Origin of the sequence: Bacillus sp. NMCC46 (assembly GCF_002998465.1) — a bacterium.
GTDB lineage: Bacteria > Bacillota > Bacilli > Bacillales > Bacillaceae > Bacillus.
The window spans coordinates 202050-220455 of record NZ_PVQZ01000006.1; the positions used below are offsets into that span (position 1 = coordinate 202050).

At 46.6% G+C, this 18406-nt stretch carries 2 protein-coding genes; both read left to right on the forward strand.

Going from position 1 to position 18406, the window contains the following annotated elements:
- Nucleotides 1-60: 60 nt before the first annotated feature.
- Entirely contained in the window at nt 61-10191 is a 10131-nt protein-coding gene (locus tag C6Y01_RS16400) for a non-ribosomal peptide synthetase (RefSeq protein WP_106038509.1), read from the forward strand.
- Between the two features lie 13 nt (nt 10192-10204).
- Nucleotides 10205-18400, forward strand: a complete 8196-nt coding sequence (locus tag C6Y01_RS16405) for a non-ribosomal peptide synthetase (RefSeq protein ID WP_106038510.1) — start codon at nt 10205-10207, stop codon at nt 18398-18400.
- The last annotated feature ends 6 nt before the right edge of the window (nt 18401-18406 follow it).

Here is an 18406-nt window from a genome sequence, read left to right on the forward strand (position 1 = left end):
TTAGATTAGGCAGGGGTGCACACTGGCAGCCCTGCCTGACAAAAAAGGAAAGGAACTCATATGAAACCATCAACCATCAATCAATCGAATGTACATGAATCAATGGATACGATTTTACAAGATGTACAGAAAACCATTTTACAAACCAACGAAATCGAACGCTTCGCTGTTTTTTCTCGTGAAAAAACCATTCGACCTCGGCCATATCACCTCTCTCATTTATTTCTCGACCATCACATGGAGCAGGAGGCCGCAGTTGAATGGATACAGACGCAAATGGCTTCGCCTATTTTAGCGGACATGCCCCCAGCCATTTCCTATGGGGGGGATATAGATGTTAGTGCAGGAGCTCAAACCTTGCAGGACGCTCTAACTGAGGCAGCCAAAACGACAAACGGGCTGACTTATATCATCAATAGTGAAAATGAACTCACGCAATCCTACGCACAGTTAAAGGAGGATGCCGAACGGGTTCTGACGGGTTTAAGGGCACTAGGGCTTGAGCCAGGTGATCCTGTCTTCTTTCAATTTTCATCGAATCATGCGATGGTCACGGCCTTTTGGGCATGTGTGTTAGGCGGATTTGTCCCAACACTTGTATCGGCAGCCCCGACCTATCGGGAAATGAATGCCTCAGTGAAGAAGCTTCATCACGCTTGGAACCTGCTGGAACACCCGCTCATTCTCACGGATGACTCGCTAATTGATGAGGTGCAAGGCTTAGCTTTACTGTGGCATACAGATCAATTACGTGTGGCAGCCGTTGAACCGATGCTCACTTTAGAAAGAGATCTAGAAGCACATCCAGTCACGCCTGATGATTCAGTCTTTTTTATCTTAACGTCTGGAAGTACGGGGATGCCTAAATGCGTAGAGCATTCTCATAGAAGTGTGCTGGCGAATGTCAAAGGGACAGTGGCAGCCAATCAGTTTACACAAGAGGATGTCTCGTTAGACTGGATGCCATTAGATCATATTGGCGGCATTGTGATGTTCCACCTTGTCAATGTGTACACAGGCTGTGAACAGATTCGGGCAAGGACAGATGACTTCATCGCTCAGCCGCTGCGCTGGCTTGACTGGATGGACCGCTATCGTGCAACGAAGACGTGGGCACCTAACTTCGCATTTGCGATGATCAATGATTATGAGAAAGACATTTCTTCAGGTTCTTGGGATCTTTCTGCCATGACGTGTATGATCAATGGGGCAGAAGCGGTCGTACCGAAGACAATTCACCGGTTTTTACACCTGCTCGCTCCGCACGGCTTAAAGGGAGACGTCATCAGACCGGCTTTCGGCATGTCTGAAATCTCATCAGCCGTTGTCTTCTCTTTTGCGATTGAGCGGGGAGATGAAAACAGCGGGGTTCTGACCTTTGAGGAAACGTCACTGACAGAGCAGCTAAGACCAGCGGAGGCACGTGAGACAGGAACCGTCAGCTTTACAGAGCTGGGGAAACCGATTCCGGGTATCACGATTCGTATCGTCAACCATCAGCATGAGCTTCTTCCCGAAGATCACATTGGCAGCGTGCAAATCAAAGGGCCGACGACGATGAAGGGCTATTACAAGAATGACGAAGCGAATCAAGAGGTTTTTCAAACAGAGGGCTGGTTTCACACGGGTGATTTAGGTTTTCTGCACGAAGGAAGGCTGACATTAACCGGTAGAGAAAAAGACATGATCATCATCAACGGGAAAAATTATCACAACTATGAGATTGAAGCCATGGCAGAGGAAGTACCAGGCGTAGAAACGAGCTTTGTGGCTGCTTGCTCCGTTCGGATGGAGGCATCTGCATCCGATGAACTGATTCTCTTTTTTACACCGAAACTGTATGAGCCTGCTTATATCATGAGGGCTAGCCAGCACATTAAAACCCATATTGCGACAAAAATGGGTCTGTCTGCATCAAAGGTTATCCCTGTCCAGAAGCATGCCTTTCCGAAAACAAGCTCTGGAAAAATAGAAAGGGCACAGCTCAAGACAAGGTGGCAGGAAGGTGAATTCGACGAAATCATTAAGGAACTGGACATCAGACTTGAAAATGAACACACCTTGCCTGATTGGAGTTATCAAAAGAAGTGGACACCTGCTCCGCTTCATGAAACTGAAAAGCAAACAGCAGGGGACATGGTGATCTTTGCAGATGCATTAGGGCTGGCAGATCAATTGAGATCTCTCTCAAACAAAGAACAAACCTATATTACGGTTGAACCGGGTCAAGCATTCACACAACTCACACATACTCACTTCATCATCCACCCGAATCGGCCGTCAGACTACGAACAACTCTTTGAGACGCTCCGTTCGTATGGCGTTTCGGTGAAACAAATCATTCACCTTTGGAACTACACAAACAAGGAAGACACACTTCAAGCGGCAATGGCGAAGGAAGCGCAGAAAACTGGCAGCATGAGTGCATTATATGTAACAAAAGCGATTGCCGCCTATGAGGAACCTGTAGAGATCACCTTTGTCTCAGCTCATGCGATTAATTTGCCAGAAGATCAAACGCATCATGTGGAAAAAGCAACGACAACAGGATTGATGACAGCTGTACAGCATGAATGGCCGTTTATCAAGGTGCGATGTCTTGATTTTTCTCTAACAGAACCGGCTGACCGTTCTCATGCATCAGCGATCATGACAGAGCTTACACATGACACAAGCCATCATATCGCTGCTTACCGCGAAGGTGTTCGTTATATTCCTCTTTTATCACCGCTGCATCTGGAAAAAGATCAAAAGAGGAAGAAACCGCCATTTGAATCATCTGGGCTTTACGTGATGACAGGAGGGCTTGGCGGCATTGGGCGGATGCTGAGTGAACACCTTCTGACGTCCTATCAAGCGCATCTTGTGCTGCTTGGAAGAAAGGCACGAGAGGCTTTATCTGCGGAGCAGCAAGACGTTTTGACCTCACTTGAGAAACAAGCGAAAGACCATGGCGGCACAGTTTTTTATGAAGAAGTGGACATGACGAACGCAAAAGACATTGAAGCGCTCATCTCAAGACAAGAGGCGGCTCAAGGAAAAAAGCTGCATGGCGTGATTCATTTCGCTGGCATCATTCAAGAGGAGCTGCTTGCTGACATGACGTCTGCGTCCTTACATGCGATGTACGAAGCGAAGGTATATGGCACGATTGCGCTTCATGAAGCGGCTTCTAAACGGCAGAACGTCTTATTTCTATCTAGCTCGTCAGCACGAACGTTAAAGGGCGGGATGACCGTCGGCGCTTATTGCGCTGCCAATGAGTTCGTTGAACAATTTGCTCATTATCAAAGGCTGACATCTACAGTGAAGCCGTATTGCTTTAGCTTTAGCATGTGGGATGAGGTCGGCATGAGCGAGGGTTCGATGATCAAAGGCATGTTAAAAGAAAGAGGCTATCTCCCGATTCCGAAGCGGGCGGGCTTCCAGACAATGCTGGCATGTTTGATGACAGATGCGCCACTCATTTATATGGGATTAGATCGGTCGAAGCAGGACATTCAAGAAATGAGCCAAGCGGAGAGGCAAACAGAGCAAGCCGTGTATGTCTTTTTTAAAACCGACAAAACAAAGGCCATTGAAGAACGGCTGTATCAGTCCATTTATACGTGTTTGCAGTCTCATCTATCTGGTGAATATTCCGTGCATCTATTTCCTGAGGAATATTGGAAAGAATCAGAGGGTGGCATGCCGGATGAAGCGTATTTCAAAGCATTCATTGAGGAAAGTGGACAGGATGCAGAGGACAGAGCGCCTCAAACGGAGACGGAGAAACTTTTGGCAAACATTTGGTCCGAGCTGCTTGATGTCTCACATGTCAGCTGCGGTGATCATTTCTTTCTACTCGGGGGTCATTCGCTCAAGGCAACGCAAATGCTGTCTGCGGTGAGACAAAGAATGGGATTTGACGTGCCGCTCGCTGTTCTTTTTGAGCATACGAGACTTGGGGAATTAGCGGAATGGATCGATTCGCATGCAAAAGTGGATGAAGCGGTACAGGTGCGGAAAATGGAAAAGGGTCAGGAGATTCCGATGTCTTATGCCCAGCAAAGACAGTGGTTTCTCTATCAATTACAGCCCGATCTGCCATTTTACAATAATACAATTTCCTTTCGGATGAATGGACCTTTAGATGTGAAGGTGCTTCAGAGCAGTCTTCAGCAAATGGTGCAAAGGCATGAATCGCTCAGAACTTCCTTTACCATGAGCGGCGATGAACCAGTGCAGATCATACATGAGCATATGACTCTTCCAGAGCTTGAAGTGGTGGATCTATCAGATCTGACAGCACAGAAAGAAAAAGAACAAAAAGCGGCTGAATGGGCAAAAAGAGAGGCGGGCACACCTTTCCGCTTAGAACATGATCCGCTCTTTCGAGTGAAACTGATTCGGCTGTCGGAAACAGATCATTTACTGCTGATGTCCATTCACCACATTGTGTCAGATGGCTGGTCGGTTGGGATTGCCGCAAGAGAGCTGTCTGAGTGGTATACAGCGATGATTGACAAGAGAGAGCCTGATCTTTCGCCGCTGCCAATTCAATATGCGGATTACGCACTATGGCAGAAGGAGTATTTGACTGGAGAGACGCTGCAGAAGCAGATTTCCTATTGGAAGGAGCAATTTGCGGTCCCTGTAGAAGATTTGGTTTTGCCGTATGACTACCCGCGGCCAGCCGTTCAATCCTACAAGGGAAAAACGAAAAAATACCACTTGTCGAAGTCGCTGTCTGAGCAGCTGGCTGCCCTTTCTAAAAAGACAGACAGCACCCTTTATATGACGTTACTGACTGCCTTTTCTACCTTGCTGCATCGATTGTCTTCACAGGATGAGTTTGTGGTTGGATCAGTCATTGCTGGGAGAAATCGGACGGAGATGGAGCATCTCATCGGATTTTTCGTAAATACGCTGGCACTTCGGATCGATCATAGCGGGAATCCTGCTTTCACTGAACTATTAGAGCGGGTGAAAGAAACAACAATGGGCGCCTATGCGCATCAGGATGTGCCGTTTGAGATGGTCGTAGATGAGCTGAATATTGTACGTGAGGCTGGCAAGCAGCCGCTGTTTCAGGTCATGTTCGTTCTGCAAAACCTACCGCTTGAAGCTTCTCCGATGGGGGAGGCGACATCCGTTTTAGCCATTGAAGATAACGATACCGCCAAATTTGATCTATCCCTGTTTGTTTTTGAAGGGGCGGAGGGTCTTCAATTAAAACTGGAGTATGATGTGGACTTATTTTCTGACGACACGATGGATCGGTTCCTTCGGTACTACGAGCATCTGCTTGCGTGTATTTGTGAAAATCCAGCACAGCCGATCAGACAAATGAATTACCTGCCAGAGAAAGAAAAGTATCAGCTGCTCTATGAATGGAGCGGTAAAACCAATCAGCCTGCAGGCCCGCTTCTCATCACGGAACGGTTTGAAGCGCAGGTGAGAAAGTCACCCGATGCCATTGCTCTCGAATTCGGGGAAGAGCAGTGGACGTATCGTGTGTTACAAGAGAAAGTCGACCGGCTTGCTGCTTCTCTGCAGCAGCGAGGTGTGACGCCGCATGAACCAGTAGGGCTGCTCATCGACAGGTCGCCTCAAATGATTCTTGGGGTGCTGGCGATTGTGAAAGCAGGAGGCGCCTACGTGCCAATTGATCCTGAATATCCAGATACACGGATTGATTATATGCTGAGGGATACAGGTATTCAGCTGTTACTGACAAAAAATGAATGGCTGAAAAAGGTGTCCATCAGTCAAACCGAACTCATTTGTCTTGATGAGGGATATGAAGAGTTTTTATCAGAAGCAGAACTCATACCTGCTGCCCTAAAACCTGATGGACTCGCTTATATCAATTACACGTCAGGATCAACTGGACAGCCGAAAGGGGTTTTGATCCCGCATCAAGCAGTCATCCGGCTTGTCTGTGAAACAGATTATGTCACCCTTGATGAACATACGCGCATTTTACAAATCGCCAGCTTCTCCTTTGATGCCTTTACGTATGAAATATGGGGAGCCCTGCTAAATGGGGGAAGGCTGATCCTGACCGATCGAAATACGATTTTATCAATGGATACGCTGGCTGAAACGCTGACATCATACAAGATCACAACAGGATTTCTGACGGTGCCGCTGTTCAACCGGTTAACAGAGGAACATCCTGAAGCCTTATCTGGATTCGATGCATTATTGGTTGGTGGTGATGCGCTCTCAGCTGCTCATATCCGCAAGGCACTGCCGTATTTACCTGAAGGGCTTTTAAACGGCTATGGACCAACTGAGAATACGACGTTCTCCTGTGTGCATCACATTCGCTCATTAGACGAAGGGCAGGCGACAGTTCCTATCGGTCAGCCAATTGCTTATTCACAAGCCTATGTATTAGACGACCAGCTGCAGCCGGTTCCGCAGGGTGTTATTGGAGAGATCTACGTTGGCGGAACAGGGCTGGCACTCGGTTACCTTGGAGATGAAGAAAAAACATCGCAATCATTTATCCCGCATCCTTTCCAAAAAGGAGCGCGTTTATATAAAACAGGCGATATGGGCCGCTGGCTCTCAAATGGCACCATCGACTGCCTTGGAAGAATCGATCATCAAGTGAAAATACGCGGACACCGCGTCGAATGCGGAGAAATTGAAGCCGCTATGCTGAGTGTTGAAGACATCATAGAATGTGCTGTCATTCCGCATCAGCACGAAAGTGGTCATAAGCGGCTCATCGGTTATTTTGTCCAAAAAGGTGCATGGATCCAGCAAGACATTCGCAGCGCCTTGAAAGACAAACTGCCAGATTATATGGTACCAAGTCTATTCATAGAGCTAGAGAAACTGCCGCTCACGCCAAACGGCAAGGTAGACCAAAAGCGTCTCCCGCCGCCAGAGTGGAGACAGGAAGAAGTGGACAAACCAGCAGATAAGGCACTCAGTGAGGAAGAACGAGTGCTGGAAAAAGTGTGGACTCAGCTTCTTGGCACTCCTTCAATTAGTGTACATGATAACTACTTTGAGCTTGGCGGAGATTCCATTATTGTCATACAAATGGTGGCACGTCTAGCACAGGAAGGCTACATCATTCAGCCAAGAGATGTATTTGAAAAACAGACCATTTCACAGCTGGCACGCGCTATGAAAAGAGCGGATGTGTCTGTGTCCTATGATCAATCGCCTGTTACAGGAGAAGTTCGTCTGCTTCCAATCCAATCTTGGTTCCTTGAGCAATCAATGACAAACCAAGATTATTGGAATCTATCAGCGCATATTGAATTCAAGCAATCTATACAACCCGAACAATTATCAAAAGTTCTTTCAAAGCTTGTCGATCATCACGATATGCTGAGAGCCATTTATACAAAAGCAGCAGACGGCACATGGATTCAAACCATTCGTGCGCCTGGCATCATCCCTTGTGTCACATTTTTTGATTTGACGGATGTTTCTTACGAGGAAGCGCTGGAGCAAATTCACTTGGAGACAAGCGCTTGTCAAGGAACATTGTCATTAGAGCGGGGAGAAGTGATCAAAGCCATTCTTTTTCAGACAAGTGGTCGTACGTCTGAACTCTTTATCGCAGCCCACCATCTTGTGATGGATGGAATATCGTGGCGCATCATACAGGAAGATCTATTAAATGGATTGAAGCAGCTTGCAGCAGGGCAGGAGATCACACTTGCAAAGAAAACCGCTTCCTATCAGCAGTGGGCAGATGCACTCTATGAATATGCACAAACCGATCAATTACAAGAGCAGGTTCCTTTTTGGCAAAAGATCATGGATCAAGAGGAAGAAGGTTCTCCTTTTCAAACACCTGCGCTTTTCAATATAGAAGAACATGCAGAGATCCTGACTGTTCAATTGACGAAGGATCAAACAGACATTTTACTAAGGCACGCATCACAAGCGTACCGAACTGAGGTCAACGATTTACTTTTATCAGGACTTGCGCAAGCCGTTGGAAAGCCAATATTGATCACGTTAGAAGGACACGGACGCGAGGATTTATTTGAACAGATGGATTTGTCACGGACAGTCGGCTGGTTTACAAGCTCTTATCCTATTTTTATTCCTTTTATTCAAACCGATGTGGAGAGACAAATCAAAGATGTCAAAGAAACCTTAAGAGCTGTGCCGCAAAAGGGGATCGGCTATGGCTTGCTTCAATACATGACAGCATCTCGCTTACTCAAAACGGCAGCGCCGCAGATGAGCTTTAATTACCTTGGACAGTTAGATCAAATAGATGGTGAAGCAAATCTGTATTTAGCAGATGAACGAAATGGACATGTACATGATCCAAAAGCAGAAAGACAGCATTTAATCGATGTGTACGGATACGTTGTCAGTGGCCAGCTTCAGATGAATTTTATGATCAATCGTGAACTGCTTCAGCATGAAGAGGTGCGCCATTTACCTGAACGGTTCAAAGAAAAAATGGAGGACATTCTGACGCATTGTGTAGAGACAAAAGGCGGCTTTACGCCATCTGATTTTCCAATGGTCCAGCTGACACAAAAGCAAATAGATGAGCTTCCAGACAATGTGGTGGATGTGTATCCACTATCTCCGATGCAGCAAGGGATGCTGTTTCATGCACTGTTAGATCAAGCGTCACAGGCTTATTTTGGTCAGGTGCATATGACGCTCGAAGGCTTAACGGACGGCGAAGCCTATGAAAAAGCATGGAATCTGCTTGTAGAACGTCATTCGATTTTGCGGACAAGATTTGCTTGGGAGGGGCTAAAGGAGCCTGTCCAATTGATTCAATCAGAAGGAAGCATTCACCTCACTCAGCACGATGTGCGCCACCTGAGTGAAACGGATCAGAAGAAAACCATTGAGCGTTATTTACAATCCGATCGTTCAAAGGATTTCGAATTAGAGGATGCGGCTGAACCGCTCATTCGTATCGCTTTATTCCATCGTGACGAGAAAACATGCACGTTTGTTTTTAGCTTTCATCATATTTTAATCGATGGCTGGAGCCTGTTCGGCTTGATTGAGGAATCCTTTTCAATGTATCGCTCTCTTGTGGATGAACGAGAGATGAACCTTCTGGCTGTGCGTCCATATAAAGATTTTATTGAGTGGCTGCAAAAGCAGGATCAAGAGAGGGCGCAAGAGTTCTGGAAACATTATATGTCAGGAGTGGAGGAAGCCACACCACTTCCTGGGGACGGAGAGCAGACTCCGAATGAAGGAGCAGGTATTGATCAATTTAGTATCAAACTGACGCCTGAAATGCAGCAGAAGCTGGAGAAGATGACAGGCACACAGAAGGTCACGATGAGCACACTGATTCAGGCGGCATGGGGGCTGCTCTTGCACCTTCATTCAGGCTCAGAGGATGTCGTGTTCGGTGTCACAGTATCTGGACGGCCGGCGGACTTACCAGAGGTTGAAAGCATGACAGGGCTCTTTATTAACACCTTGCCGCTCCGTTTGCCGATCACACCAGACAGGACCATTGCCGAGCTGCTGGCACAGACGCAGGAAACGGTTTTTCACATGCGAGAATTTGAGTATACCGTATTGCCAGATATTCAGCAGATGACCCAAATCCCGAATGGAGAATCATTGTTTAACAGCATTGTCGTGTTTGAAAACTATCCGATTGAATCTGTAGAGCCGTATGGTGTACGGATATTAGACATTGCAAGTCATGAAGAAACAAACTATGACCTGACCCTTGTGGCTGTCCCAGGAGATACGCTGGAGCTTCGAGTCACATACCGCTTCAATCAATATACAGAAAAACAAATACAATCGCTGATGCAGCAGCTGGGCCACACACTTGAAGCCATGACAGAACAAGTGGAGACACCACTCTCTGATTTCACGATGGTAACAAATGAAGAAAAAGAGCGGATGATCACCGAGTGGGCGAAAAACGCACAAGTCAGCGTGCTGTACCCAGACCAAGAAGAGGTCTACTCAGGAGTGCACGATCCTTCCTGTGAGACGGAAATATTTGTGCTAAGCGAAGAGCATCAGCTCATGCCGATAGGATTTTCTGGAGATATTTTTATCGGCACGAAGGATATCAAAGCACTTTGCGGGGAGCTTGCCGATTGGATGGAGACGCATAAAATTCCGCATCCATTCAAACATCAAACAGGCGAATACCTCTATCCGACAGGGGATGTCGGCGTTTGGACTGAAAAAAACAAGATTCAGATTTTGGATTGGATGTAGGAGGAGAAGAACGATGTTAGTTAGTAGACGAAAAGGACATGCAGCAAATCATATCGTCAGAATCAACGGAAAACGAATCGATCTCAAAGCATTAGAGCAAGTCATGATGCTTCATTTTCCGCTAAAGGAATGTGTGTTAATCCCTAAGAAAAATCAAGAAGGCAGCCTCTCGCTTGTGCTATTTGCACAGGCGAAGGACCCTTCGCTGACAAGAGAGGACTTGATGAAAGGCCCGCTTCATCCCTATGAAGTACCAGCCGCTCTCGTCTTATTGCCTTCCTTGCCAAGAGCAGAAAGTGGAGCCATCGATACAGAAGCATTGCTTTCGATTGACATCATAGATGAAGAGGGTTTAAGAAAGATAGAAGAGCGTACGAAAGCCATAGATGGAGTGGAGGAAGCGGCCGCTCTCATTGAAAGTCAGACAGAAAAACAAATGCCTTATCACCTAGATGACCTGTTTCCTAATCGACAGCGTGCGCAAGGGAACGTATCGATCTCGAAGGATGAAGCGGGCGAAACAAAGCAAGCATCCGCTCATGAAAAGCCGCCAGCACTTGTGTATGGCGGGGATGTCATCAAAAAACCAGGCACACCTGTCACACTGACAGAGGTGCTGATTCGATCAGCCTTTATGTCACCTGACCGCGGGGTGACCTATATCAAAGAAGGCGGGCGCACATTGACCCAAACCTATCCTGAGTTACTCACAAACGCAGAACGGGTTCTGTCTGGTTTAAGGAAAGCAGGGCTGACAAATGGCGATCAAGTGTTACTTCAATTAAAAGATCATCATGATTTCATCACCGTGTTTTGGGGCTGTATTCTCGGTGGCATCATTCCGACTCCAGTCTCTGTTCCGCCTGTTTATGATGAGATGAATCAAGGAGTGAACAAGCTCAAGGGCGTGTTTCAGCTGCAAAATGAACCGTTTATTATTACAAACGAAGCAAGTGCTGAAGACATTGCTGGGCTGCGTGAGACATTTGAGGCAAAAGAAATACCTATTTTAACAGTAGAAACATTGCTTACGTGTGAACCGGATGAACAGCATTATGAGCCAGAGCCGGATGAGCCTGTGCTTCAGCTGCTGTCTTCAGGAAGTACGGGTGTGCCTAAGTGTATCCGTCACAACCATCAAAGTATTTTATCTCGGATCATCTCCTTTGAGCAGACAAATGGCTTTACGCATGAGGATGTGTCGCTTAACTGGATGCCGCTTGATCATGTAGGAGGCATTGTCATGTTTCATGTGCATGACGTCTACCTTGGCTGCCAGCAGATTAGTCCATCCATCGATCAATTTATCGAGCGGCCGATGGTGTGGCTGGATTGGGTAGAAACATACGGCGTCACAAGGACATGGGCACCGAATTTTGCTTTTGCCATGATGAATGAATATGAGGACGACATTCGCAAGGGGAGCTGGGATCTCTCCACACTGACTTATATTATGAATGCAGCCGAAGCGGTTGTTCCAAAAGTGACGCAGCGCTTCATGCATATCATGGGTCAGCACAGATTAAGCCGCCATGCGATGGTGCCGGCGTACGGCATGTCTGAAACATCCTCAGCCATTGTTCAATCAAAGAAATTCATGCGGCATGATGATCAGGATGGACAGCTGACGATTGATCAGACCTCGTTAACAGGTGAAATTCAATACGTGACGCAAGATCATCCGCACAAGATGACGTTTACAGAAGTCGGCGTACCTATTCCGTCTGTATGGGTTCGGATTGTAGACGAGCATCATCATGTGCTGCCAGAAGATCAGGTCGGGCGCTTACAGGTGAAGAGTCCAACGATTATGATGGGCTATGATCAAAATGAGGAAGCCAATCAAGAGGTATTTGCGGAAAATGGCTGGTTTCACACGGGGGATTTAGGATTTATTCACGAAGGGCGTCTTGTTCTGACAGGTCGAGAAAAGGACATCATCGTCATCAACGGAGCCAACTATTTGAATTACGAAATTGAAGCGGTTGTGGAAGAGGTGGACGGGGTTGAAGTCACCTTTGCCGCTGCGTACGGCATTTACAATCCCGAATCAAGCAACGACACGCTTGCCGTCTTTTTTGTCTCGCAAAAAGATTCAATAGAGGAACAAATCACGATGATTCAGCAGATTAGAGAGGCCATCATCCGAAAAATCGGGATAGAGCCTGATCACATCATTCCGGTGAAAAAAGACCAATTTCCGAAAACAGAGAGTGGGAAAATCCAACGTGCCCAGTTAGGTGCAGCGCTAAAAGAGGGAGTATTCCGTGACATTGAAAGGGCACTGGATCTTGCTTCTGAAAATGAACAAACACTCCCAGATTGGTTTTTCAAACGCACTTGGGCAAAGGAGCATATTGGTCCGTCTCAGCCTTCTGCTGATCATGTACTCGTTTTCGAGGATGAAAAAGGGCTGTACCAATCACTTTACGCACAATTTGAACAAAGAAATCAGCCCTATGTTTCTGTGAAAAAAGGGCGTGAATTTTTGCGTTTGTCCAAAGGGATGTACCAGATGAATCCGAGAATCAAGGGGGATTATGTCAGGCTCGCTGCAGCACTTGAAGCAGATGAATTAAAGACAGGGCAGGTACTCCACTTGTGGAATGTGACAGACAAAGAAGCCATCGTTGAGCCTGCGCAGTTCAAAGAAATGCATGCGAGTACCAATCAATCTATTTTGTACTTGTATCAAGCTTGGAGGCAAGAAAACAAAGAGCCAGTCCGGCTTGTCGTGGTGACAAAGGGTGGTCAATTTGTAAGCCCTGAAGAAGATCTTCATGTGGAGAAAACGTCGCTCGCTGGTTTATTAAAAACCATCCCGCAAGAATGGGAAGGAGCAGAGGTGTCCCATATTGATATTGAAGCGGAGCGTGTGGAACAGGATGCAAAGCACATTGCTGAAGAGCTGTCAGCGATTCATATAAAAGCAGAGGTGTCATACCGAAACGGGCACAGGTTCGTACCAAAGCTGGAAAAAGTCAATATGATGAAAGCACCTCAAACAGAAGGGTTTTTAGAATATGAAGGTCTTTATTTGCTGACTGGAGGTCTTGGCGGTATTGGATTTGAGCTGTCTAAACAGATGCTCCAATTTGGCCTAAAGCTCGTATTGATTGGAAGGACTTCTCTGGAAGACAGCCTGGAAAAGAAAGAGGCGTTCTCACAGCTAAAAGGCCTCGGTGATGTCATCTATGTACAAGCGGATGTGACCAATTTAGCTGACGTCGAGCGGGCGATTTACAAAGCAGAAAAACACTTTGGTCAATCCATCCGGGGCGTGCTGCATTTAGCCGGGGCTGGCAATGTGTCAGAGCATTTTCAGCATGCGGATAAGTATGCATTGGCTCATACGTCAGAAGAGGATTTCACAAAGGAGCTGTCAGGGAAAGCAGACGGAGCGTTTGTCCTGCAGGAAGCCTTCAAGCATGACCCGGCAGTACCACTCGTCTTTTTTGGATCGGTGAATGGCTTTTTTGGCGGCACAACATTCGGGGCATACTCTGCAGCCAACAGCTTTTTAGATGGACTTGCGCACGCTCTCACCTTTCAAGAAGGAAGACGGGCGATCTCTTTGAACTTCAGCATGTGGGATAATCTTGGTTTGTCTAAGGGACATACCGGCGCAGCGCTAACCGTCCGCAAGGGATTTCAATTGATTGGAAAGAAGCAAGGTCTCCATTCATTAGGTCTAGGTGCCCGGCTGAATGAAGCGCATCTATTTATCGGACTAGACGGAGCCAATCCAGAAATCGCTGAGTATCTTCAGCCAGCACCAATTCCGACTTTTGAGAAAAAGCTTTTTTACACGGTTCAGTCTGGCAAAGAAGTGCATGTTGAAGATATCGCAGGCGTAACAAAAGGTGACTGGGATATTCAGCAAGTACAGGAAATACCGAAAAAACAAGATGGCTCTATTGATCATGAAGCCCTCAAGCTGAATCATCACAAAAATGGACAACCCCTTGAAAAACAATTGCCAGAAACGAAAACAGAGCAAATTCTTGCTGCCATATGGGAGGACATTTTAGACGTAGATCGTGTGTACAAAGAGGATCAATTCTTTGATCTTGGCGGGCATTCATTAAAGGCGACTCAAACTATTTCTCGGATCAATCATGAATGTTCAATCAAGGCGCCTTTAAAAATATTATTTGAAAGTAAGCATCTGGCCCATCTGGCGCAAATGGTTGATGACATCAAAGGGGCACCGGCTGTTCAGGAAGCCAAGATTCCAAAGCTTGAAAAGCGAACAAGCTATGAGCTGTCACATGCTCAGAAGCGCATTTGGTTCTTATCCACATTAGAAAAGAGCCATCATTACAATATATTAGGTGCTTGGAAGCTGACAGGACAACTGCACATTCAAGCGTTAACAAAAGCGATCGGTCTCTTAACGAAACGTCATGAAGCACTGCGTGCAACATTTAAATCGCTTGGGGGCAAGCCAGCTCAACTGATACGTGAAGACCTTCCGCCATCCGTCACAGTTGCGAATTTCTCATTATTTAATGAAAAAACGAGAACGAGAAGACTCAAGCAGCTTATTCAGCAAGAGGCAAACCGCGTCTATGATTTAGAAAGAGGGCCTCTTTCACACTGGACGATTGTGGATATGGGCAATGAGGAATTTTATCTTCTTTGCGCGCAGCACCACATCATTTCAGATGCATGGTCGCTCAGCCTGCTCATTCAGGAGTTAGAAGTGGCATATGACGGGCTTCTTTCAGATGAATCGCCGCAGCTCCCGGCGCTGGAAATCGAATGGACAGATTATGTTCATTGGGAAAATGAGCAACTAACGCATCATCAAGCAGACCAAACCTATTGGCTCGATACCTTACAAGGTGAACTTCCAGTGCTAGAGCTGCCATTTGACCGCCCTCGTCCGCCGGTTCAAACATTTAACGGCGCTACAGAGCAAATCGTCTTGGAAGAACCGCTTATCCGCCGTTTGCAGGCTTTGTCCAAGCAGCAGGGCACAACGCTGTTCATGACGATGCTGTCAGCGTACTACGTCCTGCTTCACAAGCTGTCCGGACAGACAGATATCATCATTGGCTCGCCGATCGCAGGGCGAGATGCCAAACAATCAGAGAAGCTCGTTGGGATGTTTGTGAATACACTTGCGCTGAGGCAGGATATCTCCACAGCAGATACGTTTGCTGATGTCCTGGAAAACGTGAAAGAGATGACGTTAAAAGCATTTGAGCATCAGCGTTATCCATTTGACAAGCTTGTCGATGATCTTTCGTTGGATAGAGATTTAAGTCGATCGCCTATTTTCCAAGTGGCCATGGGGTATGTAACAGATTCGCTCAATGTAAATCTCAAAGGGCTGACAAGTGAACATGTGATGGTCCATCATACAGTGTCTAAATTTGATCTCACCCTGCATGTATTTGAACAGGGAGATCAGCTGTCGATCCATGTGGAATACAATACAGATTTATTTGATCAAGAGACCATCCATCGTTATATGAATTATTATCTTCATCTGCTAGATGGTATGACGGCTCAGCCTGAACGTACATTTTCTGACTATTGCTTAATGGACAAAGCGGAACAGGCCGCCATGATCATAGGAAAAAACCAAACGGCTACATCATATCCAAAACGGACCCTTCAAGAGCTGTTTGAAGAACAGGTGCAGCGTGATCCGCACCGTATTGCCTTGTCCTATTTGGAAGAGCACATGACTTATCAAGAGTTGGATGAGAAGGCGACACAGCTTGCTGCTTACTTGCAGTCTAAAGGAGTTGGACCAGGTTCACTGGTACCGATGCTTTTTGATCGTTCCTTTGACATGATTGTCTCGGTGCTAGGTATCGTCAAGTCTGGTGCTGCGTATGTTCCGATGTCACCTGAATATCCAGATGCACGCATCCGCCTCATCGTTCGCGATACGCAAAGTGATGTGATCATCACTCAGTCTCATTTTGCAAGTCGTCTAGTAGACTTTACAGGTACAAAGATTAACATGGACAAGCCGTTATCAGAAACAGATGCAGTGTATCAAAGAGAACAATCGATCATAGGGGAAGCCCAGCTGGCCTATGTCAACTACACATCAGGCTCAACAGGTACACCAAAAGGCGTGATGCTCCCTCATGCAGGAGTTGTCCGCCTGGTTAGAGAAACAAACTATATTGAACTAGGTCCAGATGACAAGATGCTTCAGCTCTCAAACTATGCTTTTGATGCCTTTACATTTGAATTATGGGGAATGCTGCTGAATGGCGGTCAGCTGATTCTGATCCCAAAATATGCCGCACTGAATATGGATGAATTATCACGGTTGATCAAAACGCATCAAGTGACAGCCAACTGTCTGCCAACCGCCTTATTCAATCGGCTGGTGGAGCACGATCCAAAAAGTGTAGCAGGCTACCGCACATTACTTGTTGGCGGAGAAGCGATGTCTAGTGAGCATGCACGAAAGGTACTCCCACATATGGAGGGTGTGCTCATCAATGCTTACGGTCCAACAGAAAACACGACCTTAGCAGCAACACATCAAGTCACGCACATGCCAGAGGGTACAAGATCAGTTCCAATTGGTGTCCCGGTATCGAACTCAACTGTCGTCATACTAGATGAAGCGCTCAACCCAGTGCCAGCAGGCGTCAAAGGAGAAATCTATATCGGCGGAACAGGGCTGGCAAAAGGCTACCTTCATGATCCAGAGCGGACGCAGGAGCGTTTTATTGACAATCCATTTCCTGAACTAGAGGGAGACAAGCTGTATCGTTCAGGTGATCTTGGTACATGGCGCTCAGATGGCACCATTGAATATCTCGGCCGAAAAGACAACCTCGTGAAAATTAGAGGCTACCGGATTGAATGTGGGGAAATTGAAACAGCTCTCCTCAAGCATCCGCAAGTAAAGGAATGTACAGTCATCGCCAAAACGTATGGCAGCTCTAAACGGCTGGCAGCCTACCTTGTCACAGACGGGGAGAATCCTGTTCCGGGCTGGAAAGCATTTTTGCAGGAAAGCCTGCCAGGCTACATGATTCCAAGTTACTTTATTGTAATGGACGAAATGCCAGTCACAACGAACGGAAAGGTTGATCAAAAAGCACTGCCAGAGCCGACAGAAACGATCTCTCTTTCCCAGGGGGATGACAAACCAGTCACCGAAACGCAGGAACAAATTGTCACAGCTTTCAAGGAAGTGCTTGGTGTCAAACAAGTAGGCATGCATGACTCCTTCTTTGATTTAGGCGGCGATTCGATTATGAGTATCCAGGCTGTTGCCAAATTAAAAGAAAAGGGGATTCGTGTTGATCCAAAATGGATTTTCATGCATCCAGCACCTGCGCAGCTAGCCGCACATTTGGACGCAATTCCAGAGGCCGGGGAGCATGTCGAAAGGTCTCCGAAGGACTATGTGATTGAGCTGAAAAAAGGCGATCCAGCTGAACCGAGAATATTCTTTGCACCGCCTGCCGGTGGAACGGTCATGGGCTATATCGATGTTGCTAAGCTGATGACACATCAAGGCGCTGTTTATGCCATGCAGTCTCCTGGCTTATATGAGGATGAAGAACCGCAATTCCTCCATTACACAGAGCTTGTCACCATTTTTATTGAAGCCATTGAGACCTTCTATCGACCAGGCATTGACTATCTAGCAGGGCATTCAATGGGCGGGCATCTTGCCTACGGAATGAATCAGCGGCTCTGCCATGCAGGAAAAGCGCCGAAAGGATTGATCATTTTAGATACGGTGCCAGTGCTAAGAGATGAGGCAGATCAGGCGCTCCATGCCGATATGAACGAAGAAGAAGTGAAAATGCTTGCGCTTGTCCTAGGAATGGGAAATCTCGTCGGCATCCAGCCAGAAGCATTACAAGGGCTGAGCTTCCAAGAAGTGAAACAGACAATACTCAAAGAGGCAGAAAAGGATGAAGTGGTTCATCAATTTATGAATGATCAATATTTAGATAAATATTTGCAAATGCAAACGCATAATACGATCATGTCACAAGCCATTGAATTAGAAAAAGAACCATTCCCTGTGCCGTTTTATATTGTACAAAGCAGTGATCACGCCATCGATTTCCAGAAGAAGTTCTCAGACTGGGAGGCTTATACGAAAGGGTCGTGCTCGTATTATCACATCAAAGGAGACCATGTCACCATGATGAAAAGGCCGCAGGCAGATGAACTGGCACGGATTCTTCAAACGATTATAAAGGGGTAAGGACGT